Source organism: Blastococcus litoris, from assembly GCF_003075095.1.
In the GTDB taxonomy this organism is placed as follows: Bacteria; Actinomycetota; Actinomycetes; order Mycobacteriales; family Geodermatophilaceae; genus Blastococcus_B; species Blastococcus_B litoris.
In genome coordinates this window covers 18,252-43,784 of sequence record NZ_QCZF01000015.1, presented here as the reverse complement: position 1 = coordinate 43,784, position 25,533 = coordinate 18,252, and the positions used below count along the sequence as shown (strand labels likewise).

General features: G+C 74.2%; 23 protein-coding genes. 7 read left to right on the top strand and 16 right to left on the bottom strand.

Annotated elements, in window-relative coordinates; translation table 11 throughout:
* Positions 1–5 precede the first annotated feature (5 nt).
* The 11 genes from DCS98_RS21740 to DCS98_RS21690 form a co-directional block, all read right to left on the bottom strand.
* The gene (locus DCS98_RS21740; protein WP_241038567.1) at positions 6–3,191 is read right to left on the bottom strand and encodes a glycosyl hydrolase; all 3,186 of its coding nucleotides are present in this window, start codon (positions 3,189–3,191) and stop codon (positions 6–8) included.
* A 7-nt stretch (positions 3,192–3,198) separates the two neighbouring features.
* Positions 3,199–4,494, bottom strand: a complete 1,296-nt coding sequence (locus DCS98_RS21735) for a C-glycoside deglycosidase beta subunit domain-containing protein (protein ID WP_241038565.1) — start codon at positions 4,492–4,494, stop codon at positions 3,199–3,201.
* A gap of 2 nt (positions 4,495–4,496) precedes the next feature.
* Positions 4,497–6,044, bottom strand: coding sequence for a GMC oxidoreductase (locus DCS98_RS21730; RefSeq protein ID WP_116453575.1), 1,548 nt, complete (start codon positions 6,042–6,044; stop codon positions 4,497–4,499).
* 58 nt (positions 6,045–6,102) lie between these two features.
* Entirely contained in the window at positions 6,103–7,182 is a 1,080-nt protein-coding gene (locus DCS98_RS21725) for a Gfo/Idh/MocA family protein (RefSeq protein WP_116453574.1), read from the bottom strand.
* 62 nt (positions 7,183–7,244) lie between these two features.
* Positions 7,245–8,108 carry an ATP-binding cassette domain-containing protein gene (locus tag DCS98_RS21720; RefSeq protein ID WP_116453573.1) on the bottom strand — a complete coding sequence of 288 codons (864 nt, stop codon included), beginning with the start codon at positions 8,106–8,108 and terminating at the stop codon, positions 7,245–7,247.
* Positions 8,105–9,940: a dipeptide/oligopeptide/nickel ABC transporter permease/ATP-binding protein gene (locus tag DCS98_RS21715; protein ID WP_116453572.1), complete on the bottom strand. Its 1,836-nt coding sequence runs from the start codon at positions 9,938–9,940 to the stop codon at positions 8,105–8,107. Before DCS98_RS21715 ends, DCS98_RS21720 begins: the two co-directional genes overlap by 4 nt.
* Entirely contained in the window at positions 9,937–10,878 is a 942-nt protein-coding gene (locus tag DCS98_RS21710; RefSeq protein WP_116453571.1) for an ABC transporter permease, read from the bottom strand. The genes DCS98_RS21715 and DCS98_RS21710 overlap by 4 nt, the downstream gene beginning before the upstream one ends.
* A 79-nt stretch (positions 10,879–10,957) precedes the next feature.
* The gene (locus tag DCS98_RS21705; RefSeq protein WP_116453570.1) at positions 10,958–12,493 is read right to left on the bottom strand and encodes an ABC transporter substrate-binding protein; all 1,536 of its coding nucleotides are present in this window, start codon (positions 12,491–12,493) and stop codon (positions 10,958–10,960) included.
* Positions 12,494–12,652: 159 nt separating this feature from the next.
* Complete coding sequence (locus DCS98_RS21700; protein WP_116453569.1) at positions 12,653–13,915, bottom strand: ROK family protein; 1,263 nt, start codon at positions 13,913–13,915, stop codon at positions 12,653–12,655.
* A gap of 136 nt (positions 13,916–14,051) precedes the next feature.
* The gene (gene mug, locus DCS98_RS21695) at positions 14,052–14,552 is read right to left on the bottom strand and encodes a G/U mismatch-specific DNA glycosylase (protein ID WP_116453568.1); all 501 of its coding nucleotides are present in this window, start codon (positions 14,550–14,552) and stop codon (positions 14,052–14,054) included.
* 3 nt (positions 14,553–14,555) lie between these two features.
* Positions 14,556–15,881 (bottom strand): alpha-amylase family glycosyl hydrolase, encoded by a 1,326-nt coding sequence (locus DCS98_RS21690; protein WP_206340392.1) that lies wholly within the window; start codon positions 15,879–15,881, stop codon positions 14,556–14,558.
* 41 nt (positions 15,882–15,922) lie between these two features.
* On the opposite strand from DCS98_RS21690, the gene DCS98_RS21685 reads away from it, so the two are divergent.
* Together DCS98_RS21685 and DCS98_RS21680 are read left to right on the top strand one after the other, a co-directional pair.
* A complete protein-coding gene (locus DCS98_RS21685) occupies positions 15,923–16,309 on the top strand; it encodes a YchJ family protein (protein WP_116453567.1) in 387 nt (128 codons plus the stop codon).
* A gap of 215 nt (positions 16,310–16,524) precedes the next feature.
* A complete protein-coding gene (locus tag DCS98_RS21680) occupies positions 16,525–18,036 on the top strand; it encodes a malate:quinone oxidoreductase (protein ID WP_241038563.1) in 1,512 nt (503 codons plus the stop codon).
* A 4-nt stretch (positions 18,037–18,040) separates the two neighbouring features.
* On the opposite strand, the gene DCS98_RS21675 is transcribed toward DCS98_RS21680, so the two are convergent.
* Together DCS98_RS21675 and DCS98_RS21670 are read right to left on the bottom strand one after the other, a co-directional pair.
* Entirely contained in the window at positions 18,041–19,018 is a 978-nt protein-coding gene (locus tag DCS98_RS21675; protein ID WP_116453565.1) for a patatin-like phospholipase family protein, read from the bottom strand.
* Positions 19,019–19,080: 62 nt separating this feature from the next.
* A complete protein-coding gene (locus DCS98_RS21670) occupies positions 19,081–19,569 on the bottom strand; it encodes a hypothetical protein (RefSeq protein ID WP_116453564.1) in 489 nt (162 codons plus the stop codon).
* 56 nt (positions 19,570–19,625) lie between these two features.
* Between DCS98_RS21670 and DCS98_RS21665 the strand changes: the two genes are divergently transcribed.
* Positions 19,626–19,988, top strand: a complete 363-nt coding sequence (locus DCS98_RS21665) for a DUF1330 domain-containing protein (RefSeq protein WP_116453563.1) — start codon at positions 19,626–19,628, stop codon at positions 19,986–19,988.
* 18 nt (positions 19,989–20,006) lie between these two features.
* Here DCS98_RS21665 and DCS98_RS21660 read toward each other — a convergent pair whose 3' ends face one another.
* On the bottom strand, positions 20,007–20,447 hold the full coding sequence (locus DCS98_RS21660; protein ID WP_116453562.1) for a flavodoxin family protein: 441 nt from the start codon (positions 20,445–20,447) through the stop codon (positions 20,007–20,009).
* A gap of 62 nt (positions 20,448–20,509) precedes the next feature.
* On the opposite strand from DCS98_RS21660, the gene DCS98_RS21655 reads away from it, so the two are divergent.
* From DCS98_RS21655 to DCS98_RS21640, 4 genes are read left to right on the top strand one after another with little or no spacing between them, the layout of a single operon-like run.
* Complete coding sequence (locus tag DCS98_RS21655; RefSeq protein ID WP_241038561.1) at positions 20,510–21,085, top strand: sugar O-acetyltransferase; 576 nt, start codon at positions 20,510–20,512, stop codon at positions 21,083–21,085.
* Positions 21,086–21,087: 2 nt separating this feature from the next.
* Positions 21,088–21,645, top strand: a complete 558-nt coding sequence (locus tag DCS98_RS21650; protein ID WP_116453560.1) for a TetR/AcrR family transcriptional regulator — start codon at positions 21,088–21,090, stop codon at positions 21,643–21,645.
* Entirely contained in the window at positions 21,642–22,850 is a 1,209-nt protein-coding gene (locus DCS98_RS21645; protein WP_116453559.1) for an MFS transporter, read from the top strand. Before DCS98_RS21650 ends, DCS98_RS21645 begins: the two co-directional genes overlap by 4 nt.
* Before the next feature lie 11 nt (positions 22,851–22,861).
* Positions 22,862–23,131 carry a YciI-like protein gene (locus DCS98_RS21640; RefSeq protein ID WP_116453594.1) on the top strand — a complete coding sequence of 90 codons (270 nt, stop codon included), beginning with the start codon at positions 22,862–22,864 and terminating at the stop codon, positions 23,129–23,131.
* Here the strand turns inward: DCS98_RS21640 and fahA are convergent, their stop codons facing one another.
* Positions 23,132–24,328: a fumarylacetoacetase gene (fahA, locus tag DCS98_RS21635; protein ID WP_116453558.1), complete on the bottom strand. Its 1,197-nt coding sequence runs from the start codon at positions 24,326–24,328 to the stop codon at positions 23,132–23,134. It abuts the gene before it with no gap.
* Positions 24,325–25,527 carry a homogentisate 1,2-dioxygenase gene (locus tag DCS98_RS21630; RefSeq protein ID WP_116453557.1) on the bottom strand — a complete coding sequence of 401 codons (1,203 nt, stop codon included), beginning with the start codon at positions 25,525–25,527 and terminating at the stop codon, positions 24,325–24,327. Before DCS98_RS21630 ends, fahA begins: the two co-directional genes overlap by 4 nt.
* Between the last annotated feature and the right edge of the window lie 6 nt (positions 25,528–25,533).

Genomic DNA, 25,533 nt, shown 5'->3' with positions numbered 1-25,533 from the left:
ATGCATCAGCGGAACAGCCGGAGGACCACCGGACCGCTCAGCCCGGACGCCCGCACCGGCGCGTCCGCCTCGTAGACCCCGGCGACCGGGCCGAAGATCTCCCCCGTCGGTGCTGACGCCTCAGCGATCAGCCGGTTCATCCACGCGTTCGCCACGTCGACCTCGACGGTGTTGGCACCGCGGTGCAGCGCGCCGGTGACGTCGACCTGCCAGGGGGCTGTCCAGGCCACACCGCAGTCGGCGCCGTTGACCCGCACCCGTGCCAGGTCCCCGACGTCGTCGCCGAGGTCCAGGACGGCCGCGGCGTCACCGGGGTCGTCGTCGAGGTGGAGCTCCGTGGCGTAGGTGCCGACCCCGGCGAAGCCGGCGGCCGCCGGTCCCAGCCCGGTCCACGGGAGCGGGCCGGCCGTCAGGGTCGTGGTGAGGACGCCGGGCAGCCGCAGCCGCCACTCGCCGTCGAGCACCACCTCGGCGGCAGACCCGGACGGCGGCTCGTCGACGGCGCCGCCAGGGAGGACGACGACCGACCCGAGGGCGGGCACCGTGAGCCGGTGGCCCCCGTCGAGGCGAGGCAGGGCGCGGCGGACCAGCGTCACGGGGTCCCAGGACACCAGCGGTCCCTCGCCGGCCGCCGGCCGCAGGGTCACCGTCACCGGCTCCGGCGCGGGGTTGGCGAGGAAGGTGATCTCGCCGACCGCGGTCCGCCGGCCGATGCGGAGCAGCTCCCCGCCGTCCACCGCGAGCGCGGGCCGCATGCCGAGGTGCCGCAGCGCCGACGGCACGTCGGCGTCCAGCACGCGGTCCCGTCCCCACAGCGCGTCGCAGAGCCGGGCGTGCTCCGCCGCGTCGTCGGCCAGGGACGGCGAGCCCACCGGCCGCGCCCCGGCGACCGTCGCACCCGCCTCCACCAGCTCGGCGAGCCGGCGCAGTGCCCGGACGGTCATGCGGGCGCTCGAGCCGCCGAGGAAGAGCAGCCGGTACCGGGTCTCCCCCGCGACCAGCTCGCCGTCCGAGACCGTCAACCGCGACTCCAGCGCCGGCAGGTCGACGTAGTCGAAGTCGAAGCCGGCCGGCACGGTCGCGTCCGGCGCCTCGCCGAACAGCGCGGTCACCGGCGCCTCCTCGCCGACGAACACCGCGACGTCGACGGCGGGCACCCCCTGGTTGAGCAGCCACGAGCACCGCGCCAGGTAGTCGATCCAGGGCCCGGCGAGGTCGGCCCACGGTTCGGTCCGGACGAACGCCTGCCCCAGGTGCGGCGCCAGGCCGATCCCCGGCGGAGGCACCCGGGCCGGCTGGTGCGGCGAGGTGTGGATGCAGAACCGGGTGACGCCCAGCGCCAGTTCCAGGTCCGCGACGTGCTTCAGCCGCCGCGGCGTGTAGCTCCACGGCCGGTGGAAGGCCGTCATCGACTCGGCGCCGGTGAACGCCTTGCCGTGGACGTGGGCCACGGAGGAGGCGCCCTTGAGATCGGCCAGGTAGGTCGGTGCCGGCTCTTCGGTCCCGGCGTCGAAGGTCCACATGGCGCCCATCGGGACGTCGGCGTGGCTGCGCATCGCGAGGTCGTCGCCGAGCTGGGGCCGGTGGTCCTCGAGTGCCTCGGCGTAGTACGTCAGGCCGCGGGCGTGCGCCTCCGCCGCCACCGTGCCGTAGTACTCGGACGCCACCAGGTCGGCGATCGTCCGCCGGTGGTCCCAGAGGAAGCGGTCGGTCCGCCCGGCGTCCCCCACCACGAGCCCGGCCAGCGCGGGCAGCCATGCCACCGGGTCGTAACCGCGCAGCTCGGTGAAGCGTTCGCGCAGGAGATCGGTGTGGTTCTGCGGCCCCGACTCGATGCTGTCGCTGAGCAGCGCGTCCAGCCCGACTCCGTCGAAGAGGCCGAGGTAGGTCGCGAGGTACCGGCGGACCTTCGCGGCGTCGAGCTTGTCGACCTCCAGCCCGGTCGCGTCGGCCGCCGCGGGGCCGTTGGTCTGGCCGGTGAGGGAGGCGCCGAAGCGGAGCACCCGCCAGGTGCCGGGCGGCGCGTCCCACCGCAGGACGCCGTCGGCACCGACGAAGCCGCTCACGTCCACGACGTCCTCCGGGTCGATGGCCGACGTCGTCGTCGCGGTGTCGAGGGCGTGGTAGTCCGGCGCTGCGGCGAAGCCGGCCTTGACCTCCGCCTGGTGCACCCGTCCCCCCGGGTACAGCGCGAACTCCGAGACCAGGAACTCCGCCGCCCGGCGGAAGACCGGCGGGGGCCGGACCCCCTGCGCGAGGCGGGGCAGGGCCGCGGCCGCGCTCTCCCCCGTGAGCACCAGCCGGAACCGGCGGGCGGTGACGGCCGGGAAGGTCACGGTGCGCACCGGTACTGCCTTGCCCGTCGGGTCCTCGACGACCTCCACGTCGGCCACCGGGCGGTAGCGACTGCCGTCGTCGGATGCCTCCAACCGCGCCGACGGCGGCGGCGCGGCGCCGAAGCCGCGCGGCCCCGGCAGCCCGACGGTGACGGCCGTGACGGTCACCGGTTCGTCGAAGACCTGCTCGATCCAGGCCGTGGACGGGCCGTCCGGGTCCCGGGGCAGGGACACGGCGGCGCCGAAGCTCCCGTCGACCAGCGGCCCCCAGTCCTCGATCGGCGCCGAGGCCGTCACCGTCGTGGGCGGCAGCGCGTCCGGCACGTCGGCGGCGGGGACGGCGACGGCAGCCCACTCCTGCACGTACCTGTGCACCCCCGGGTCGGCGCCCCACCGCGGGCAGTCCTGGTACGGGCCGGTGACGTCGGGCAAGGGAGCCAGCGGCAGCTCGACCGCCCGGCCGCCCTCGACGGGGGTCCAGGACCAGACGACCTTCTTCATCGCGTCGGCCGGCTCGACCCAGGGGCCGCCGGCGGCACTCCAGCCGGCCGACGTCGCGACGGCGAACTCCAGCCCGAGCTCCCGGGCGGTGTCCGACGCGAGGCGCACGGCGTCCGTCCACGCCACCGAGCCGTGCGCCACCCGCTCGGGGACGACGAGCGGCGTGCCCATCCCGCCGTCGAAGAGCTGGACGCCGCGCACGCCGACGCGGTGCAGCCACTCGAGGTCGAGCCGGATGCCCTCCGGGTCGACGTTGCCGTCCATCCAGTGCCACCACGCGCGCGGCCGCGCATCGTCCGGGGGCGAGACGAAGCCCTGCCAGAGGCGCTCCCGTTCCTCGTCCCCGGACCTCACCGCGCCCTCAGCCCCGCGATGTGGCGAGCGAGCGGAGCAGCGCGTGCTGGCGGCGCACCTGGTCCCGGCCGCGGTAGGGGTCCCGCCGGCCCTCGTACTCGCTGGACAGCCAGCCCGACCAGCCCGCCTCCTGCAGGGTCGGGATGATCTGCCCCCACGGCACGTGCAGGTCGTTGAGGTCGTCGTCCACCTCGGCGAACTTCGCCTGGATGAAGTGCACGTGCGGCAGCACCTCGACCAGGTCGGCCATCGGCACGGCGAGCGGACGGAGGTGCATCGGGATCTCGCCGTCCTCCACCTCGATCTCCTCGGACAGCTCGAGCACGGGCTCGGTGTTGAAGATGCCGGTGTCGATCAGCAGCTTGAAGTGCTTGGTGCCGGTGCGCTCGATGAAGTCGACGTAGCCCTGGGTGGCCCGGTGCTTGATCGGCGTCGGCGCGTGGATCTCGGGGCAGATGACGACGTCCAGGTCGGCGGCGAGGTCCAGGGACCGCTCCACCACGCCCTCCCAGATGGGGTGCGGGTCGAGCTCCCAGGAGGTGACGCCGAACTTCGGCCGGACCGAGGTGAAGCCGAGCTGCGCGGCCAGTCGCAGGTCGAGCTGGAGCTGGGCCGCGCCCTCGTCGACCGTGAGGTCGCGGTCGCGCCACATCGTGGTGTCGATCCAGGACCCGTAGTTGGTGGCGGTGAGCCCGTACCGGTCCAGCAGCCCGTGCCAGGTGTCGACCCAGGCGGCGTCCGGCGCGGGGTAGCCCGGGATGTTGCCCTCGCCGAGGATCTCGATGCCGGTGGCACCGAGGTCGGCCACGTCGGCGAGCACGTCCTCCAGGGTCATCAGCGTGTAGATGTCGCCGGTGTAGCTGTAGGTCGAGACACCGAACTTCAGGCCGCCCTCGGGCGCCGGCGGCACGATGACGCCTGTGGCAGCGGCGGTGAACGTGGTCCGCGACACCGCCGGCGGGAAGTACGGCCGCCGCAGGTAGACGACGACCTCGAGCCGGTGCACGCCCGTGGCGAGGCCGCCGGGCTTGGGCACCGTGATGACGGCCGGCTCGTCGAGCTGCCAGCGCACGTCGGTCGACGCCCGGAGCTCGTCGAGGGTGTAGGTGCGGCCCTGCACGGTCCACAGCGGCACGTGGTCGGGGATGCGCTCGCCGTCGACGACCACCCCCACGCCGTCGAGCAGGCTGCCCGCCGTCCCCCGGTAGTTGGGCTGGCGCAGCACGAACTGGAAACCGGTCACCCGGCCGTCCTGGACGACGTTGCGGAACCCGCGCCCCTGGATCACGTTGTGGTCGAGCACGGTCACTCCTCGGTGGTGGTGAGCTGGGCGGCGATGTCGCGGGCGCCGGCGACGGCGAGCGCGACGGAGGTGAGCGTCGGGTTGCAGGCGATGGCGGTCGGGATGACGCCGTTGCCGGCCACGTACAGGCCGTCGACGTCCCAGACGCGGGAAGCCGGCGAGCAGACCGACGTCCCGTCGTCGGTCTCGCCCATGCGGACGGTGCCCTGGTAGTGCAGCGAGGCACCGGGCGGGAAGGTGAGCGGGTCGCGGTCGTCCAACGGATCGCCGAGCGCCGCGGCCGCGCGCCTGACCGCCTCGCGGGAGGCGGCGATCGAGGCGTGGTCGGCGTCGGTCAGCCGGTAGTGGATGCGCATGGCCGGCATCCCGTACGGGTCGACCTCCGTGTCGTCGAACTCGACCCGGTCGGACTCCTGGAGGTCCTTGACGCAGAACCAGCCCAGCCCGACGATCGTGCCGGGCGTGGGCTCGTCCTCGTCGGCCAGCGGCACCGGGGAGGCGTCCAGCTGCATGACCTGGCCGTGGAACGGGTCCTCGTCGGTGTAGGGCACCCAGCTGACGCCGCTCTGCGGCACGATCTCCGGCTCGTCGCGGGGGTCGACCTCGGCGTCGGGCACCGGTGCCACGTCGCGCAGCCGGACGGCGTACACGGTCTGCGGCTGGTCGTTCAGGTACCGGCCCAGCGCGCGCGGCCGGACGCCGGAGGCCCACAGGAGCTGCGGCGTGCGCAGGCTGTCGGCGGCGACCACGACGAACCGGGCCGAGACCTCGTGGACGCTCCCGTCCCGCTGGTCGCGGACGCGGACGCCGGTGGCCCGGCCGCCGGACACGACGACCTCGGTGACCAGCGCCTCCGGCACCAGCGTGAAGTGGGGGTTGGCGCGGGTCGGCTCGCCGAACACGACGTCGGACCCCGACCACGTGACCCGGCCGTCGTCGTGCCGGACGACGGCGAGCGGCATGGAGCCGACCCGGCGGTCGTCGTGCCGGCCGCTGTCGAGTGCGCCGCTCAGGCGCTTGCGGACCTCGTCGGCGAAGGGGGCGTCGTCGAACGCGTGCGCGTCCACGGCGAGCAGCCGCTCCCCCTCGGCCAGCAGCTCGTCGAGCTCCGGGACGAACGAGATCCGCTCGCTGTCCCCAGGTCGCGGGCAGGCGCCGGTCCAGTGGGCGCCCATCCCACCGACGTTGCTCGACATCGCGGCGCCCGGAAGGCCGTCCTCGCCGTCCTGCCGGTAGCCGGACGCGAGCAGGAAGGTGCCGGGGCGGACCAGCCGCGGCGCCGCGTCGGCGTAGCCGTCCATCGTGTCCGTCGGCGTCCCCGCACCGAGCGGCGCAGGGCCCTCGGAGAGCCGCTGCGCCCGTGCCCGCTCGGCCGGGTCGACGATGTTCTTCACGTGCCCACCGGGCGGGTCGGCCAGCAGCGGGCCGACCTCGAACGTCGCGATCGTCGCCGCGGGGCACCGCTCGCTGAGGATCCGGGCGTAGGCGGCCCCGCACGGACCGCTGCCCACGATGGCGACGTCGACGGAGTCGGGGAAGTTCCTGGTCATGAGGTGGCTGTCTTCCTGTGCGGAGCGGTCGGCCTGTGCGAAGCGAGCGGTGGGGCGTTCACGGGGCGACGTCGACCCAGGCGCTGGAACGGGAGGAGGCGAGGACCGCCTCGGTGATGCGGGCGGCCCGCAGGCCGTCGGTGAACGTGGGCAGTCCGTCGGGACGGTCGCCGGCGAGAGCGGCGTAGGTGTCGGCGACGAAGGCGTCGAAGCAGTCCTGGTAGCCCTGCGGGTGGCCGGCGGGCACGACGGTGTACCGGGCGGCGGTCGAGCGCTCGGTGGTCCCCCGGAGGAGCTGCTGGTTGACCTCGCGGCCACCGATCCACAGGGAGTCGGGGTTCTCCTGGTCGAAGCACAGGGACTCGGCCGCACCGTCGACCGAGAACCACAGCCGGTTCTTGCGGCCCGGGCTCACCTGGCTGACCGTCAGGTTCCCCGTCGCGCCCCCGTCGGTCTCGAACAGGACGACGGCGGCGTCCTCCGTCGTCACGGGACGGCCGCCGCGCTCGGGCACCGCGACGACGGTGCGCGCCGCGACGCGGCTGATGCGGTGGCCGGAGACGAACTCGACCAGGTCGCACCAGTGCACGCCGATGTCGGCGAACGCCCGGGACGATCCGCCCGCCGCGGCGTCCACCCGCCAGTTGTCGTCGGTGTCCTCGGCCAGCCAGTCCTGGAGGTACGAGCCGTGCAGCAGGCGGACCGGACCTGCCGTCCCGTCGGCGACCCGGGCCCGCGCCTCCCGGACCATCGGGTAGAAGCGGTAGACGAAGGGCACCGTGGCGACCACGCCGGCGTCCGCGGCGAGCCGGACGAGCTCGCGGGCCTCGTCGGCGTCGACGGCCAGCGGCTTCTCGCACACGACGTGCTTGCCGGCCGCGACGACCTGGCGGACCAGCGGGGCGTGGGTGGCGTTCGGGGTGCAGACGTGCACGACGTCGACGTCGTCGGCGGCGAGCAGCTCCGCGAGCGAGGCCGCGGCGCCCTCGGCGCCGAGCTGCTCCGCCCCGGCGCGGGACGCCTCCGGGGAGGACCCGACGACGCGGGCGACCACTCCCCCGGCGCGCCGGACGGCGCGCGCGTGCACGGTGCCCATGAAGCCGGTGCCGACGATGCCGGCACGGACGCGATCGGACATGCGTCCTCCTCTCGTGGTGGACGTGGTGAGCGGGGGGCCGCTGACGGGCGGACCCCGGGTGGTCAGGAGGCGGCGGGTGATCCGGCCGCCTGCGCGGCGAGGAACCGGTGGCGCTCGGCGCGCCGTTCGGCCTGCCGACGGGGGTCGGGCACGGGTGCGGCGAGCAGCAACCGCTGGGTGTAGGCGTGGTCGGGCGTGCTCGTCACCCGCGCCGCGTCGCCGGTCTCGACCAGCTCGCCGCGGTGCATCACGGCGACCCGGTGGCTGACGTGGCGCACCACGGACAGGTCGTGGGTGATGAAGAGGTAGGCGACGCCGGTCCGCTCCTGGATCTCGATGAAGAGGTCCAGCACGTGGGCCTGGGTCGACAGGTCCAGGGCGCTCACCGGCTCGTCGCAGACGACGAGCTTCGGGTCGCGGGTCAGCGCGCGGGCGATGGCGATCCGCTGCCGCTGACCGCCCGAGAACTCGCGGGGCAGCCGCCGGCCGGCGTCGGCCGGGAGGTGGACCGAGTCGAGCAGCGCCCGCACCCGACGGCCGGCCTCCGCGCGGGCGGTGCCGGTGACCAGCAGCGGCTCGGTGAGGATGTCCTCGACGGTCTTCGCCGGGTTGAGCGAGGAGTAGGGGTCCTGGAAGACCACCTGGATGTCCTCGCTGAGCGCCCGGCGCTGCCGCTTGGCCAGCCCGGAGATCTCCCGGCCGGCGAAGCGGATCGACCCGCCGGTGACCGGGGCCAGCCCCAGGATGGCCCGGCCGAGCGTCGTCTTCCCCGAGCCGGACTCGCCGACGAGGCCGACCGTCTCGCCCGGGCGGATGTCCAGCGAGACACCCCGGAGGACCCGGATCGGCGCCTGCCGCCACCCCTTGACCGGGTAGTCGACGACCACCCGGTCGGCGACGAGCAGCGGCTCCTGGACGGCGGTCATCGGATGCCTCCGGACGAGGGCAGGGGCTGCGGGTCGCCGGGCTGCAGTGCGGCCGGGACGAGCGCCTGGCGGGGCGGGGTGTCCTCGAGCGTCGAGCCGAGGAGCATGCGGGTGTAGTCGTGCTGGGGGGCCGCGAAGAGCCGGTCCACCGGCGCCTCCTCGACGATGCGCCCGGACTGCATCACCGCGACGGTGTCGCAGAGGTCGGCCACCACCCCGAAGTCGTGGGTCACCAGCACCACGCCGAGCTCCCGCTCCGCGACCAGGCCGCGCAGCAGGTCGAGCACCTCGGCCTGGACCGTGACGTCGAGCGCCGTGGTCGGCTCGTCGGCGATGAGCAGGTCCGGGTCGCAGGACACCGCGCCGGCGATGAGGACCCGCTGGGCCATGCCGCCGGAGATCTCGTGGGGGTAGGAGTCGAAGACCCGCAGCGGGTCCTTGATGCCGACGCGGGCGAGCAGGTCGAGGGCCCGGCCGCGCGCCTCGGCACGCGAGAGCCGCAGGTGGTGGCGCATGGGCTCGGTCAGCTGGCTGCCGATGCGGAACGACGGGTCGAGGTTGGACATCGGCTCCTGCGGGATGTAGCCGATGCGCCGGCCGCGCAGCAGGTTGCGCTCGGCCGCCGACAGACCCGGCAGGTCCGCGCCGTCGAAGACCAGGCGCACGGCCGAGGTGCGGGCCGTGGGCGGGAGCAGGCCGAGGACGGCGAACGCGGTCTGGGACTTGCCCGACCCGGACTCCCCGACGAGCCCCAGCACCTCGCCGCGGCGGACGGTGAGCGACACCCCGCGCACGACCTCCTTCGCGGTGCCGTCGGCCTGGGGGTAGAGGACGCGCAGGTCCTGCACCGCCAGCAGCGCGTCGGCGGGCGGCGGGTCGGCCGGTGTGCCGGTCCCCACGGGAGCCGCCGGCTCGATGCCCCGGCGACGGCGCACGCGCGGCACGCGATCCCCGACGCCGAGGGCGTCGCGCAGGGCGTTGCCGAGCAGGCTGAACGCCGTCACGGTCAGGACGATCGCCAGGCCCGGCCACAGCAGCAGCCGCGGCTCGGCGTAGATGTTCTGGAAGGCGTCGCTGAGCATCCCGCCCCAGCTGGCCTGGTTCGCCGAGCCGAGACCGAGGAACTCCAGGCCCGCCTGGACGACGATGGCGACACCGAGCAGCTGCGACGTCTGGATGACCGTCGGGGCGATCACCACGGGGACGACGTGCCGGCGCATGATCCGCCCGTCGCCGAGGCCGGAGACCCGCGCCGCGTCGATGAACAGCTCCTCGCGGACCGACAGCACCGACGAGCGCACCAGCCGGAACACCGCCGGCGCGATGATCACGCCGAAGACCGCCATCGCGAGCTCGGTGCTGCGGCCGAACTGGGCCAGGACGACGAGCAGGACGATGATCGCGGGCAGCGCCATCAGCAGGTTGGCGACCCAGCTCGCGACGGCGTCGAAGCGGCCGCGGTAGTAGCCGGCCACGATGCCGGCGGGCAGCCCGAGGGCCAGCGAGACGGCGACGACGATCAGCGCGCCGACCAGGCTGGTGCGGGCGCCGTAGAGCAGCTGCGCCAGCACGTCGCGGCCCACGCCGTCGGTGCCGAGCGGGTGCGCTCCGCCCATGGGCGCCAGCGCCTCGGTGATCTTCGACGCCGTGGGGCTGGCGGACGTGAGCAGGGGCGCGAGCAGCGCCAGGGCGGCGACGAGGAGGACCCACGCGAGGCACACGACCGCGACCGGTCGGCGCAGCAGGAGCCGGAACGCGCCGCGGCGCGGAGCCGCGTCGACGGCGTCGACGGGCGGAGGGCCGGCCGGACCGCCGTCGGACAGGACGCTCATGCCAGACGCACCTTCGGGTTGAGCCACCCCAGCGCCAGGTCGACCAGCAGGTTGACCACGACGACCAGGACGACGGCCAGGACGACGATGCCGAGGACGAGGGGGACGTCGCCCTGCCCGGCGGCGGCGGTCGCCCGCTCGCCGAGGCCGTTGAGGCCGAACACCTTCTCGATGACGACGGCGCCGCTGATCAGGGCGATGAACTGCAGGGAGAGAACGGTGAGCGACGCGGGGGCGGCGTTGCGGAGGGCGTGCTTGAGAAGCACGCTGCGGGCGGGGAGGCCGCGGCTGCGGAGGGTGCGCACGTAGTCCTGCTGGAGGACGTCGATCATGGACCCGCGGGTCTGGGTGGCGACCGTCGCGATGGCGCCGATGGCCAGGGCGACGGCGGGCAGCGTGATCGACGCCAGCCACCTCCCGGGGTCCTCGCCGAAGGGCGTGTAGCCCAGCGCGGGGAAGAGACCGAGCTCGACGGCGAAGACCAGCGCCAGGAGCATGCCGATCAGGAAGTTCGGGACCGCGAAGGCGACGGTGGAGATGCCCTGCAGCAGGCTGTCCAGCCAGCCGCCACGGACGGCCGCGACGACGCCGAGGACGACGCTGACCACGGCGGTCAGCACCGTCGCCGCGAGGACGAGCGAGAGGGAGACCGGCAGGGCGTCGGACACCAGCCGGCCCACGGGCTGGTTGGTGAACCACGACGTCCCGAGGTCGCCCCGGAGGGCGCCGGTCAGCCAGTCCCAGTAGCGCTCCACGACCGGCCGGTCCAGCCCGAGCTCCTGCGACTTCGCCGCGACCTCGGCGGCTCCGGCCTGCGGGCCGAGGATGCGCCGGGCCGGGTCGGAGCCGGTCAGCGTCGTGAGGAAGAAGGCCAGCGTCGCCGTGACCCACACGAGTGCGATACCGGCGCCGGTGCGGCGGAGAAGGAAGGGGAGCACGGTCGGCCTCCGGTTGTGCTGGATCGGTACCGGTGGCCCGTGGCCGCGGGTCGGGCACCCGCGGCCACGGGCCGGAGGTTCAGCTGCCCGACGGGCCGAGGTTGGCCAGCGGGGGCACGCTCACGCCCTGCACCGGCTGCACCTCGACGCCCTTGGCGCTGACGTACCCGGCCTCGGCCGCATCCCACGGGGCGAACCAGGCCTGCTCGACCAGGTAGGCGTTGAGCTCCCGCAGGGCGGCGTCCTGCTCGTCACCGGTCGCGCTGCCGGCCCGGCCGATGAGCTCGTCCACCGTCGGGTCCGACGTCTTGAACGGGTTGAACGGGGACTGCTGGGTGAGCGCCAGCCCGATCATCTCGAACGGGGAGCCGGCCGTGAGGTTGAAGTAGTTGCCCGGCCACTGGCCGCCGATGATGCTGCCGACGAACTGGTCACCGGTGATGGGCTCGTAGTTCACGGTGATGTCGATCGCCGCGAGCGCCTCGGTGAGGGCGGCCTGCTCGTCGGGGAAGACCGGCGAGGCGTCGGGCATGCTCATCGTGAAGCCGTCGGCGTAGCCGGCCTCCGCCATGAGCTCCTCGGCCTTCTCGACGTCGTAGTCGTAGGTGCCCTCGAGCGACTCGTCGTAGGCCGGCGAGCTGGGCCCGAACATCTGGACGGTCGGCTCCCCGAGGCCGCCCTTGACCACGTCGACGATGGTCTCCCGGTCCATGGCGTAGTTGATGGCCTGGCGGACGCGCACGTCGGCCAGGGCCGGGACGAGGGCGCCGTCGCGGTCCCAGAGGTAGAGGCCCTCGATGCCGCCGTTGGTGTAGGTCGTCACCGGCAGGTCCGCCTGCTCGGCACCGGCCACCAGGTCGCTGGTCGAGGCGTAGACCCCCATGATCTCGCCGGAGCGCAGCCCGTTGAGGGTGGCGGTGGTGTCGTCGAGGAAGCGGATCTCGACCGAGTCGTACGGGTACTCGTCGGCGTTCCAGTAGTCCTCGTTGCGGGTGTAGGCGTAGGTGCTGCCCGCGGTCGAGGCGTCCTGGTCGAGGACGTAGGGGCCGGAGCCGACGGGGTTCGTGCTCAGGTCGGCGTTGCCCAGGGCATCGGGGCTGGCCATGTAGCCGGAGCTGCGCGCCAGCGCCTGCGGCAGCGAGGGGTCCGGCCGGCTGAGGACGACATCGGCGTGGGTGGCGTCGACGACCTCGACGCTGTCGACGGCACGGAGGGCGGATCCGGCCTCGCCGGTCTTCGTCTTCGCGAGCTCGAGGTTGGCCTTGACCGCCTCGGCGTCGAACGCCGCACCGTCGGTGAAGGTGACGTCGTCCCGGAGCGTGAGGCTCAGCCGGGTCCCGGTCTCGTCGTAGCTCCACTCGGTCACGAGGTTGGGAACGGGCTGGCCGTCGGCGTCGAGGTTCAGCAGCTTGTCGTAGACGGCCTGGTAGTAGTGGTCCTCGGGACCGCTGCTGGCCATCTCCCCGATGGCGAAGGACGTGGGCGGCGTGATGGCGGCCAGGGTCAGGCTGTCGGTGCTGCCCGAGGAGCCGGAGCCACCGTCGGACGAACCGCCGCAGGCGGTGGCGAGCAGCAGGACGGACGCGACCGTGGTCGCGACGAGGGACCTTCGCATGTGAACTCCAGAGACGTCAGGACCGGTTGCGGTCCCGGGCGGCCGACGGCCGCAGTGGCGAGGAGAGAGCAGGCGCTCCGGGTCAGGAGCGGAGATCGAGCTGTGGGGCGGGTCACGCCGTGGGGACGACTTTAGTGCCGTTGGCACATATGTCAACCCTCACATGGCAGCGGAGCGCTGGAGCGGCGCGGCGTGCCCGATCGGCGACCCGCTCTCGATCCAGAGACCCACGGATTCCGGCGCGAACAGCTGCTCGATCGCGAGGATGGCGGCACCGGTCACGCCCTCGCGGAACTCCAGCGACGCCGGCCGCACGGTCAGGCGCTGCTGCGCCAGCTTGGTCGCGCGCCCCCGCACGGTCTCCTCGAAGGCCCGCACGACGGAGTCCCCGATCCGGAGGGCGCCACCGCCCAGGACGACCGTCCCGGGGTTGAGGAAGTTGACGACCCCGGCCACGGTGGTGCCGATGAGCCGGGTGCCGCGGAGCGTCTCGGCGGAGGCGAGCGGGTCGCCGTCCCGCGCGGCCAGGCCGACGTCCTGCGAGGTCAGGTGACCGCGCTGGGCCAGGCGGGCGGAGAGGACCGGGCTCTCGGCGGCGCGGGGGGTCAGCCGCTGGACCAGACCCCACCCACCGGTCACTGCCTCGAGGCAGCCGATCTGCCCGCACCGGCAGACGACGGCGGGGTCGTCGGTGACCTGGATGTGGCCGATGTCCCCGGCGGCGCCGGTGTCGCCGCGGAAGACCGTGCCCTTCGACACCAGACCTGCCCCGACGCCCTCGTCGACGAAGACGTACAGCAGGTCGCGGCCGTCCTGCGGTGTGCCCTTGTGCCACTCGCCCAGCGCCATGAGGTTGACGTCGTTGTCGACCCAGACCGGCGCGTCGTACCTGTCGCGCAGCCAGGCGCGCACGCTGCAGCCGTCCCAGCCGGGCATGATCGGCGGGTCGACGAGGCGGCCGGTCGCGAAGTCGACCGGGCCGGCCACGCCGATGCCGAAGGCCCACGGCTCGGTGCGCGTCCGGCGGGCGAGCCGGACGAAGAGCGCGTCCAGGAGCTCGAGGGTCTCCTCCGGCCGCTCCGCGGCGTTCCAGTCCTCGTGCAGCGAGGCGATCAGGGTGCCGTCCAGCGTCGCGACCGCCGCCGTCATCTCGGTCGCGCCGATCATCCCGGCGAAGACGTGCCCGGCCTCCGAGCGGAACCGGAGCAGCCTGGACGGCCGGCCGCCTGCCGACGGCGCCAGGTCGCCGTCCTCGAGCAGGCCGACATCGATGGCCTGCTGGACGCGCTGGGTGACGACCTTGCGCCCGATGCCGGTCTCCTGCTCCAGCCCCGGGCGGGTGACCGCCCTGCCCGTGCGCACCAGGTTGATCAGCTGGCCGTGCACGAAGGCCTCCTGCGGTGAGGGCGTCGTGCTGCTCAAGGCGACCTCCGAGGACGGCGAAGCTGCTCAATAACGTTCCGGTTGCACTTAAGGTACGTGGTCGGGCGCTCCGGGGACACCACCCGGACGGGACAGATCTCGCGCCGCAGGCGGTGGCCAGGCCGCACCTCGACCGTCACGGACGCAGCTCCCGGTAGATGCGGGCCAGGTCCGGCAGCTGGACGTGCGCGTTCAGGCCGCTCGGGTTCGGCACCACCCAGGTGGCTGCGCCACCGATCCGCTCGGGCTGCAGGCCCGTGACCGCCGTCGGCCGGTCGAAGCCGGTGCGCCACGCGGTGATGCCGAGGACGGCGAGCACGCGTGGCCGGTACTCCGCGACCAGCTCGGCCAGGGCCGCCGCGCCCTCGCGCAGCTCCTCCCGGCTGAGCTCGGCGGCGGTGCGCGTGGGCCGCGCCACCACGTTCGTGATGCCCAGGCCGTGCTCGGGGAGCTGCCGGTCCTCGTCGGGGGTGAACAGCCGCGGCGTGAACCCGGCCAGGTGGATCGCCGGCCAGAACCGGTTCCCCGGCCGCGCGAAGTGGTGCCCGCGCTCCGCAGACATCAGGGACGGGTTGATCCCGCAGAACAGCACGTCCAGGTCCGGCGCGATGACGTCGGGCAGCGGCTTCTCGGGCACGTGTCAGCCCTCCAGGACCGCCCAGCCGTGCGGCGCCAGCCGCACCCGGCCGCCGGCGACCTCCGCCGCCCCGGCCAGCACGGCACCGGTTGCCTCCACGGGCACCTCGACCGGCCGCTCCCCCACCGACAGCGCCACCACCAGCCGCTGCCCCTCACCCACCGCCTCGTAGACCAGTTGCTCGTTGGCCAGGTGCAGCGTCCGGGTGCGGGCCGCGTGCAGCCACCGGTGGCGGCGGCGCAGGCCGATCAGCTCCTGGTGGAGCCCGTAGGTCGGCAGCCCCAGCGGCGACAGCTCCCCCGGTGTGGCCGGGAAGGGTGGCCGGACCGCGTCGTCCCCACCCGCACGGTCCTCCTTGACCCCGCGGAAGGCGTGCTCGTCACCGGCGTAGACCGCCGGCGTGCCACCGGTGGTCAGCAGCACCACCAGCGCGTGCGCGAGGTGGCGCTCGTCGGTGAGCCGGCTGGCGATGCGGGTGACGTCGTGGTTGCCCAGGAACGTGTACGGCACGAAGGAGTCGAGGAAGCCGCTGTGCCGGGTCAGGGCGGCGTCCAGCTCGAAGAAGTTGGCGTCGTTCAGCGAGCTCCAGACGGCCTTCCACAGCTCGTACTGGGTGACCGCGTCGACGTGCGCCTCGGCGACGAACCGCGCGTAGTCGCCGTGGATGACCTCGCCCATCAGGTACGCGTCCGGGTGCCGCTCGCGCACCCGGTCGGCGACGCCGGCCCAGAAGGACGCCGGGACGGCGTAGGCCGCGTCCAGCCGCCAGCCGTCGACGCCGCGGTCGAGCCAGTGGCACATGACGTCGACGACGTGGTCGGCGACCGCCGGCTCCCGGTGGTCCAGCGCCACGAGCGCGGAGTGCCCCTCGAAGTCGTCGTACCCCGGCTCCACACCGGGGGCCCACTCGCCGGACGGCCAGCGCAGCCGGAACCACGAGGCGGTCGGCGCGGACGGCCCCTGCTCCAGGACGGCCCGGAAGGCGGGGTGGCCGCGGCCGACGTGGTTGAAGACCCCGTCCAGCAGCACCCGCAGCCCGCGCTCCCGGCAGGCGGCGACGAGTGCGTCGAGGTCGGCGTCGTCGCCCAGCCGGGGGTCGACCCGCAGGTGGTCGGTGGTGTCGTAGCCGTGCGTCTCGGAGGCGAACACCGGCCCGAGGGCCACTCCGGAGGCGCCCAGCTCGACGGCGTGGTCCAGCCAGCCGGCCAGGTGACCGAGCCGGTGGACGACGGGCCGGCCGGGGGCCGACTCCCGCTCCGCGCCGACGAAGCCCAGCGGGTAGACGTGCCACCAGATCGCGTCGTGCACCCAGCCGGGCTCCGTGGTCACACCCCGGATGCTGCCGCACGCCGGCCGGGGACACTGGGCGGGTGCGTCCCCGACCCTGCCCCTGCGGTTCCGGCCTGCCGTACGCGGAGTGCTGCGGCCCCCTGCACGACGGCGTGCGGACGGCCGCGACGCCCGAGCAGCTGATGCGGTCGCGCTACAGCGCCTTCGCCCTGGGCGACGCCGCCTATCTCCTCGAGACCTGGCACTCCACCACCCGGCCGCGCTCGCTCGACCTCGACCCGGCGGTGCGCTGGACGGGGCTGGACGTGCTCGCCACGACCGGCGGAGCCCTCCTCGAGGCCGAGGGCACGGTGGAGTTCCGGGCGCACCACCGGCTGGACGGCCGCTCGGGAGCGCAGCACGAGCGCAGCCGGTTCGTGCGCGAGGGCGGCCGGTGGCGCTACCTGGACGGCATCTCCCTCGGCTGACCTCCCCCCGTCGGGGGTCGCCGTGGCGCAGCCGACACCCACGAGGAGGCCGTCGTCCTCGCGTGAACGGGCCGATCCCGTGCCGCAAGTATGGTCAAGCTCACGGGCTTGGGATTCCTCACACCTTCCGGACTGCATGCAACGGGTCGTTTCGTCCGACGATCAGAAGGACGGCGCTGCGGCGCACCTTCCCTTGCATGGCCGGAGAGGCAGACGTGACTTCCGAGAGCGGCGTAGCAGCCGGCGTACCCGACAGCGCGAACCCCGACGTCGTGCTGGTCGGTGGCGGCATCATGAGCGCCACGCTGGCCGCGCTGATCAACGTCGTCGCCCCGCAGTGGAGCGTCACGGTGTTCGAGTCCGCCGCAGAGGTCGCCGGTGAGAGCTCCGGCCCGTGGAACAACGCGGGCACCGGGCACTCGGCGCTCTGCGAGCTGAACTACACGCCGGCCGGGCCGGACGGCCGCGTCGACCCGTCCAAGGCCGTCACGATCAACGAGCAGTTCCAGGTCTCCCGCCAGTTCTGGGCCCACCTGGTGCGCGGCGGGATGACCGGCTCGCCCAAGGAGTTCATCACCCCGGTCCCCCATCTGAGCTTCGTCACCGGCGAGGACGGCCGCCGCTACATGCGCGCGCGGCACGAGGCGCTGTCGGCGCAGCCGCTGTTCCAGGGCCTCGAGTACACCGAGGACCCTGCGGAGCTGGCCCGCTGGATCCCGCTGATGATGGCCGGCCGCGACCCGTCGCAGGTCGTCGCCGCCACCCGCTCGGGAGCCGGCACCGACGTGAACTTCGGGGCGCTCACCCGCCTCCTGCTCGACGACGCCGACAGCCGCGGCGTCATGGTGCACACGAACCAGCGCGTGCGGGACCTCGACCGCGAGCCCGACGGCCGCTGGAAGGTCACCGTCGAGGACACCCGCACCGGTGAGCGCCGCGCCCTGCGCACCCGGTTCGTGTTCGTCGGCGCCGGCGGTGGCGCCCTGCCGCTGCTGCAGAAGGCGGGGATCCCCGAGATCCGCGGCTTCGGCGGCTTCCCGGTCAGCGGCATGTTCCTCCGGACGACGTCGCCCGAGCTCGTGGGCACGCACCAGGCGAAGGTGTACGGGCAGGCCGCCGTCGGGGCGCCCCCGATGTCGGTGCCGCACCTCGACCTGCGCCTCATCGACGGCGACCACTCGCTGCTGTTCGGTCCCTACGCCGGCTTCTCGCCGAAGTTCCTCAAGGCCGGCTCGATGTTCGACCTGCCGCTCAGCGTCAAGCCGGACAACCTGGGCTCGATGCTCGGCGTCGCCCGCACCGAGCTGGGGCTCACCAAGTACCTGGTCACCGAGCTGCTCAAGTCGCGCTCGGCCCGGCACGAGACACTGACCGAGTTCGTGCCGCTCGCCGACCAGGCCGACTGGGACATGATCACCGCCGGTCAGCGCGTGCAGGTCATCAAGCGCGACCCGGCCACCGGGCGCGGGGTCCTGCAGTTCGGCACCGAGCTCGTCGTCGGCGGCGAGGGCTCGATCGCCGGTCTGCTCGGCGCTTCCCCCGGCGCCTCGACCGCCGTCTCGGCGATGCTCACCCTGCTCGAGCGCTGCTTCCCCGACCGGGTCGCCGCCTGGCGGCCGGCGCTGCAGGAGGCCATCCCGTCCTACGGCCACCGGCTCTCGGAGGAGCCGGCGCTGCTGGAGCAGGTGCGGACCGACACCACACAGGTCCTCGAGCTCAACGGCTGACGCCTCAGGCGCTGCGACCCGCGATCGAGCGGAGCAGCGAGGCGACCTCCGAGGTCCCGGCGTGGGCGCCGGCGGTGAGGAACGACTGCGCGATGACCTCGTCCAGCCGCTCGCGAGACATCATGTCGGTACCCATCACCTGCTGCTCGCCGTGGCTGGGCGTGAAGACGACGGTCCTGATCCCCTCGGCCTCCAGCGCCCGCACCTCCTGCCGCAGCAGCCGGTCGGAGTACCGGCGCACCGACGGGAAGACGCCGGGTCGCCAGCCCGCAGGGCCGCTCATGGGCGCCACGACGACCACGACGTCGAGCCCCTGGCCCCGCAGGACGGCGGCGTTGGTCGGCGAGTGGACGCCGCCGTCGAGGTAGCTGTGCCGGCCGATCTGCACCGGGGCGAAGTAGCCGGGCACCGCGCAGGACGCCCCGATGGCGAGGTGGATGGGCGCCGGCGGTGACCCGGGGCGACCGAAGACGACCCGCCGCCCGTCGCGGCGGCGCACCGCGCAGATCCACAGGTCGGGCTCCGGCCACTCGGGCCGCTCGAGCTCCCGCAGCGCGGACAGCTGCTCGAGGATGTCGTGCCGCCCGGGCGCCAGCAGCGACAGCCCGGCGGCCATCGGCCGGAACTGCAGCGGCCGAGAGAGGGCGCGCGCGACCATGTGCCTGCCGGGCAGGCGCATCGGGCGGCGGAGCAGCTGCAGCGGCCGGAAGGGCGCCAGCTCGGGCAGCGTCGCCTCGGCCATCTGCCGGAGGACGTCGTCGTCCCCGGACAGCGGCGCCTTCACCGTCCAGGCGGCCAGGTCCTCGGCCGAGACGCCGAGCCGCAGCAGGGTGCCGGTGATCGACCCGGCCGACGTGCCGACGATGACGTCCGCGGTGCGGGCGTCGAAGCCGAAGTCGTTCTGCAGGACCGCCAGCACGCCCGAGTGGTAGGCCTGGCCGACCACTCCCCCGCCGCCGAGCACCAGCCCCACCCGTGTCACGGATCGAGCGTGCCACGGGCCCGCGATCCGGGCAGGTCAGGCCCGGGACGAGGAGGTGGAGATCACCTGCGCCGGCGCACCGGGGTCCAGACGACCGTCTCCGTGGCGCCGGGCCGCAGCGCGGCCCACCGGGCGCCGGCCGCGCGCAGCGCCCCGGCCGCCGCCTCCAGCCGCGCCGCCGGCAGCCCGGACGCCGCCTCGCCCGGCAGCACCTCGGCGCCGCGCGCCAGGCGGGACACCAGGTCGGCCACCCCCTCGGCGCGCTGGATCGCCGCTGCCCGCTCCTTCTTCAGGCGCGCCGACCGCTCGGCCGCGTGCGGCGGCTGCCGGCCCGATACGTGGCGCATGCTGTTCCACACCACGCCGTCGGCGACGCATCCCCAGATGCCGTCGCTGATCCCCAGCTCCGCCTCGACGAGCGCGTGCACGAGGTCGTGCGGCAGGTCGGCACCGCCGCCGGCGCCGCGGATGGCGAAGACGACGCCGTCGTCGCGCTCCACCGTCGACTCGACGGGTCGCCGGTCGGCCATGCGGGTGAAGGTCAGTCGCACCGGTCCAGCGTCGGGCACCGGTCAACCGGTTTCCTCCCACCGGCTAGCGTCGTCCCGTGGCTGTCGACCCGCGCGGTGCCGATCTCAAGCGCTACCTGCAGGACGACCCCGGCGGACCGGTCGTGATGCTCAACCTGCTCCGGTACGCCGAGGGCGGGCGGGAGCTGTACGCGCAGTACGCCGAGGCGCTGAGCAGCACCTTCCTCCCGCGGTACGGCGGCGAGGTGCTCTACGCCGGTTCGGGGTCGACGCCCCTCGTCGCCGAGGAGGGGCAGGCCTGGGACGCCGTCCTCCTCGTCCGCTACCCGTCTCGGGAGGCCTTCAGCCGGATGGTGGCCGACCCGGAGTACCAGCAGGTCACCGAGCTGCGCACCCGCGCCCTGACCGAGGCGGTGCTCCAGGCGACCACCGCCTGGTGAGGCTGGATGCAGTGACAGCTAGAGCCCGACCGCGACCGTGGCGGCCAGCTCCCGGACGGCCTCGAGGTCGGCCGGGGACGGCGGGCCGGTCAGGCTCAGCGGCGCGGCGACCTGCCGCCAGCGGAGGGCGCCGGTGATCTTCTGGATCGCGGTCAGGGCTCCGGCCGTGTCGTCGCCTCCGTGGACGTAGACCCCGTACGGCAGGCCGACGGTCGCGTCGAGGCACGGGTAGTAGACGGTGTCGAAGAAGTGCTTGAGCGCACCGGACATGTAGCCGATGTTGGCCGGCGTCCCCAGCAGGACGCCGTCGGCCTCCAGCAGGTCGGCGGCGCCGGCCGAGAGGGCCGGCCGCACGACGAGATCGACCTCCTCGACCATGGCCGCGCCCTCGCGCACCGCCTCCAGGACCGTCTGCAGGTTGGGCGAGGGCGTGTGGTGGACGACGAGCAGCCGGGGCATGCCCGCGATCCTGCCCGACGCCGATGTGTACGCCCGTTCCTATCGTCCTGTACGGTCGCGCCGTGGACGACCCCCGGAGCATGCGCGAGCGGATGCTCGCCGGTGCCCTGTACATCGCCGACGATCCCGAGCTGGCCGAGCGCAGCGCCGCCGCGCTGGACCTGGTGGCCGCCTACAACGCGACGTCCGTGCGCCAGGGCCCGCTCCGGCGGCAGCTGCTGGAGCAGCTCCTCGGCGCCGTCGGCGAGGGCACCGAGATCCGGCCGCCCTTCTCCGTCGACTACGGCTCCCACATCCGGATCGGCGCCCGCTGCTTCGCGAACTTCGGGCTGGTCGCCCTCGACGTCGCCGCGATCACCATCGGGGACGACGTCCAGATCGGGCCCAACGTCCAGCTGCTGACGCCGACGCACCCGCTCGCCCCGGAGCCGCGGCGGCAGAAGTGGGAGGCCGCCGCACCCATCGTGATCGGCGACAACGTCTGGCTGGGCGGGGGCGTGATCGTGCTGCCGGGGGTGACCATCGGCGCGAACACCGTCGTCGGCGCCGGCGCCGTGGTCACCCGCGACCTGCCGGCGGACGTCGTGGCCGTCGGCAACCCCGCCCGCGTGGTCAGGTCCCTGGACGGCGAGGCGTGACGATGGCCGGAGCACCCGTCCGCCGCGCCCGGCGGTTCGACCCGGAGCGGCGCAACCGGATCCTGGCGGCGGCGCTGGCGGTCATCGCCGAGCAGGGCGTCTCCGGCTCCACCCACCGGGCGATCGCCCGCGCCGCCGACGTGCCCCTGGGCAGCCTGACGTACCACTTCGCCTCCCTGGACGAGCTGCTGACCGCCGCCTTCACCGTGCACGTCGACACCGTCGCGCCGCGGTTCGACGAGCGGATGCGGGCCGCGCAGGACTCCGGCGCCGTCCTCGACTACCTCGTCGAGCACCTCACCGGCGATCTCCTCGACTCCGCCCGCGACCTCGTGCTGATGGTCGAGCTGTACGTGGCCGCCGCCAGGAACCCCGCGCTGCGCGCGGTCACCCAGGACTGGATGGGCCGCAGCCGGCGCAGCCTCGAGCGGCACTTCGACCCGGTGACCGCGCGGGAGCTCGACGCGCTCGTGGAGGGGCTCGTGCTGCACAGCGCGCTGTCGACCGACCCGATGGACGCCGACCAGATCCGGCACGCGCTGGCCCGGTTCGCCCGATGACGACCGACCAGGTGCTCGCCCCGACCCGCGAGCTGCGCCGTGCCCGCCTCGCCGTCGCGGCGTGCTTCTTCCTCAACGCCGTCTTCTACTCCAACGTCGTGCCCCGGCTGCCCGAGATCAAGGCCGACCTCGGCCTGAGCAACGCCTCGCTCGGGACGGCGCTGGCGGCGATGCCCCTGGGCGCCCTGCTGGCCGCGCTGTCCTCCGCCGCCCTGATCCGCCGGTTCACCTCGGCCCGGGTGGCGACGTGGGGCCTGGTCCTGCTCGGCGTCGTGCTGTTCGGGATCGCCCTCGCGCCCAACTGGCCGGCGCTCGCCGGGGCGCTGCTGGTCGCCGGGGCGCTGGACGCGGTCATCGACGTCGCCCAGAACGCGCACGGCCTGCGGGTGCAGCGGCTCTACCGGCGCTCGATCCTCAACGGCTTCCACGCCTTCTGGAGCATCGGCGCGGTCTGCGGCGGCCTGCTCGGGTCGGCGGCGGCCGGTCTGGCGGTGCCCCTCGAGGTGCACCTCGCGTTCTCCACCGTGGTCTTCGGCGCCGTCGCGGTGGGCGCCTACCGGCTGATGCTCCCCGGGGACGACGACGCCGACCGCGAACCGGAGCCGGAGCGCCCCACGGGTTCCGCCGCCCGCGCCGGCATGCGCACCGCCGTGCTCGCTATGACGGCGCTGGGCGTGCTCGGCGTCTGCGGCGCGATCGTGGAGGACGCCGGCGCCTCGTGGGCCGCGCTGTACCTGCGCACCGAGCTCGCCGCCGGCGCAGCCGTGGCCGGGCTCGGGTTCGTCGCGCTGCAGGGCGCCATGACCGTGGGCCGGCTGACCGGCGACCGGGTCGTCGACAGGTTCGGGCAGCGCCGGGTCGCCCAGGTGGGTGGAGCGGTCATCGCGGCCGGCATGGGCCTGGCGCTGGCCTTCCCCTCGGTCGCGACCACGCTGATCGGCTTCGCCCTCGCCGGGCTCGGCGTCGCGACCCTCATCCCGGCGGTCTACCACGCCGCCGACGAGCTCCCGGGGCTGCGCCGCGGCACCGGGCTGGCGGTGGTCAACTGGCTGCTCCGGATCGGCTTCCTGCTCTCGCCGCCGCTCATCGGCGTCCTGGCCGACGCGTTCAGCCTGCGGGTCGCCCTGCTCGCCGTCGTCGCCGCCGGGCTGGGCTCCCTGCTCCTCGGCCACGTCCTCCCGCGACGCGGGCCGGGTTCCGGATGACACTGGACGGCATGCACCTCGTGCTCGAGTACGCGCTGGCCGACGACTACCTGGAGCGCCGGGCCGCGCTGCGCGACGAGCACCTCGCCCTCGCGCGGGAGGCCCACGAGCGCGGGGAGCTGCTGCTCGCCGGCGCACTCCCCGACCCCTACGACCGCGCGCTGCTGGTGTGGACCGCCCCGCGCGAGGTCGTCGAGGACTTCGTCGCGCGCGACCCGTACGTCGTCCGGGGCCTGGTCACCGGCTGGACGATCAGGCCCTGGAACGTCGTCGTCGGCTGATCACCGGGCGGGCAGCACCCGGCCGGTCACCTCGCCGAAGCCGATCCGCGCGCCGTGCGGCCCCGGAGCGCTCGCGGTGATGCAGACGGTGTCGCCGTCCTCCAGGAAGGCGCGGGTGGACCCGTCCGCGAGGGGCAGCGGCCGGGTGCCGTTCGCGGTCAGCTCCAGCAGCGAGCCCCACTGCTCGCGGGCGGCGCCGCTGACGGTGCCGGAGGCGAACAGCTCGCCGGCCAGCACCGGGGCGCCGTTGACCGTCAGGTGCGCCAGCTGCTGGGCGGCCGTCCAGTACATGTCCCGGAACGGCGGCCGGCTGACCACCTCCCCGTTGATCCGCACCTCGAGCTCGACGTCCAGCCCCCAGGGCGCCGCGTCGTCCCGCAGGTAGGGCAGCAGCGCGGCGTCGCGCGGCGGCGGGGGGACGCGAGCCGCCTCCAGCGCGGCCAGCGGCACGATCCAGGGCGACATCGAGGTCGCGAACGACTTCCCGAGGAACGGCCCCAGCGGCTGGTACTCCCACGCCTGCAGGTCGCGGGCCGACCAGTCGTTGACCAGGCAGACCCCGAACACGTGCTCGCCGAAGGCCTCGACCGGCACCCGCTCCCCCGGCTCGGACGGCGCACCGACGACGAAGCCGAGCTCGGCCTCCAGGTCGAGCCGGCGCGTGGGCCCGAACGGCGGCAGCCCGTCGTCACCGGGCGGGCCGATCTGGCCGCAGGGGCGGACCACCGGCGCCCCGGAGACCTGCACCGTGCCGGCGCGGCCGTGGTACCCGATCGGCAGGTGCAGCCAGTTCGGCGGCAGCGGGTCGCCGTCCGGCCGGAAGAGCCGGCCGACGTTCTCGGCGTGCGCCCTCGAGCTGTAGAAGTCGACGTAGTCGGCGACCCCGATCGGTCGCAGCGCCTGCACCGCGGCCAGCGGGAGCAGGTGCGGCTCGACGCGGGCGCGGTGCCGCTCGTCGGTGAGCCACTCGGTGACCTGCTCGCGCAGGTCGCGCCAGGCGTCGGGGCCGGCGACCAGGAAGGAGTCGAGGGTCCGCGTCGCGTGCACCGGCAGCCCGGTGACGCCGTGCAGGTCGAGGACCGAGTCCCCGATGCGCACCGCGTGCCGGATCCCCGGACGGCCGCCGCCGAGCACGACTCCCAGCGGCAGGTTGTCGATCCCGAATCCCGTGCCGTCCGGCAGCTCGACCCACGTCACGCGGGCCCGCGGCCCGACCAGGACCAGGCGTACCGGCCGTCGTCCACCGCCCGGCCGCCCTCGCCGAGCTGGAGCGGCCGGAAGGTGTCGACCATGACGGCGAGCTCGTCGAACCGCTCCGCGCCCAGGGACGCCTCGACCGCGGCCGGCTGCGGCCCGTGCGAGTGCCCACCGGGGTGCACGGTGACCGAACCCTTGCCGATGCCGGAGCCCTTGCGCGCCTCGTAGTCGCCGTCGACGTAGAACATGATCTCGTCGGAGTCGACGTTGGAGTGGTAGTAGGGCACCGGCACGGCCAGCGGGTGGTAGTCGACCGTGCGGGGCACGAAGTTGCAGACGACGAAGTTCGGCCCCTCGAACACCTGGTGCACCGGCGGCGGCTGGTGCACGCGCCCGGTGATCGGCTCGAAGTCGTGCACGCTGAAGGCGTACGGGTAGAGGCAGCCGTCCCAGCCGACGACGTCGAACGGGTGCTCCGGCGTCACGTGCACGGTGCCGGCCAGCCCGCCCGGCCCCTCGCCGCGGTGCTTGACGAACACCTCGACGTCCGTGCCCTCGGCCAGCAGCGGCGCGGCCGGTGCCCGCAGGTCCCGCTCGCAGTAGGGCGCGTGCTCCAGGAACTGGCCGTACCTCGACAGGTAGCGCTTCGGCGGGGCGATGTGGCCGCTCGCTTCGATCGCGTAGGTGCGCAGCGGCTCGTCCCCGGTGGGCAGCCAGCGGTGCGTCGTCGCCCGCGGCAGGACGACGTAGTCGCCCGGGCCGACGTCCAGCGCGCCGAAGACCGTCTCGACCGTCGCCGTCCCCCGCTCGACGAAGACGCACTCGTCACCGACGGCGTTGCGGTAGAGCGGGCTGGGCAGGCTGCTCACGGCGTAGGAGAGCCGGACGTCGGCGTTGCCCAGCACCAGCCGCCGGCCGGTCACCGGGTCGGTCGCCTCGTGCTGCTCACCGGGGAACAGGTCGTGCAGCTGCAGATGCCGGGGCACCAGCGGGCTGTTGGGCGTCGTCGTCTGGTCGGGCAGCTCCCACGGGCGGGCGTCGACCAGCGAGGACGGGACGCCCCGGTGGTAGAGCAGCGAGCTGTCGGAGGAGAAGCCCTCCTCCCCCATGAGCTCCTCGGAGTACAGCCGGCCGTCGGGCCGGCGGAACTGCGTGTGCCGCTTCGGCGGGATCTCCCCCACCTGCCGGTAGTGCGCCATCCGAAC

What these genes read in the sequence shown, in the direction of transcription:
- DCS98_RS21730 (WP_116453575.1), bottom strand. Translation starts at nt 6,044, where the DNA reads ATGACCAGGAACTTCCCCGACTCCGTCGACGTCGCCATCGTGGGCAGC.
- DCS98_RS21725 (WP_116453574.1), bottom strand. Translation starts at nt 7,182, where the DNA reads ATGTCCGATCGCGTCCGTGCCGGCATCGTCGGCACCGGCTTCATGGGC.
- DCS98_RS21720 (WP_116453573.1), bottom strand. Translation starts at nt 8,108, where the DNA reads ATGACCGCCGTCCAGGAGCCGCTGCTCGTCGCCGACCGGGTGGTCGTC.
- DCS98_RS21715 (WP_116453572.1), bottom strand. Translation starts at nt 9,940, where the DNA reads ATGAGCGTCCTGTCCGACGGCGGTCCGGCCGGCCCTCCGCCCGTCGAC.
- DCS98_RS21705 (WP_116453570.1), bottom strand. Translation starts at nt 12,493, where the DNA reads ATGCGAAGGTCCCTCGTCGCGACCACGGTCGCGTCCGTCCTGCTGCTC.
- DCS98_RS21660 (WP_116453562.1), bottom strand. Translation starts at nt 20,447, where the DNA reads ATGCCCCGGCTGCTCGTCGTCCACCACACGCCCTCGCCCAACCTGCAG.
- DCS98_RS21650 (WP_116453560.1), top strand. Translation starts at nt 21,088, where the DNA reads ATGGCCGGAGCACCCGTCCGCCGCGCCCGGCGGTTCGACCCGGAGCGG.
- DCS98_RS21645 (WP_116453559.1), top strand. Translation starts at nt 21,642, where the DNA reads ATGACGACCGACCAGGTGCTCGCCCCGACCCGCGAGCTGCGCCGTGCC.
- DCS98_RS21640 (WP_116453594.1), top strand. Translation starts at nt 22,862, where the DNA reads ATGCACCTCGTGCTCGAGTACGCGCTGGCCGACGACTACCTGGAGCGC.
- DCS98_RS21630 (WP_116453557.1), bottom strand. Translation starts at nt 25,527, where the DNA reads ATGGCGCACTACCGGCAGGTGGGGGAGATCCCGCCGAAGCGGCACACG.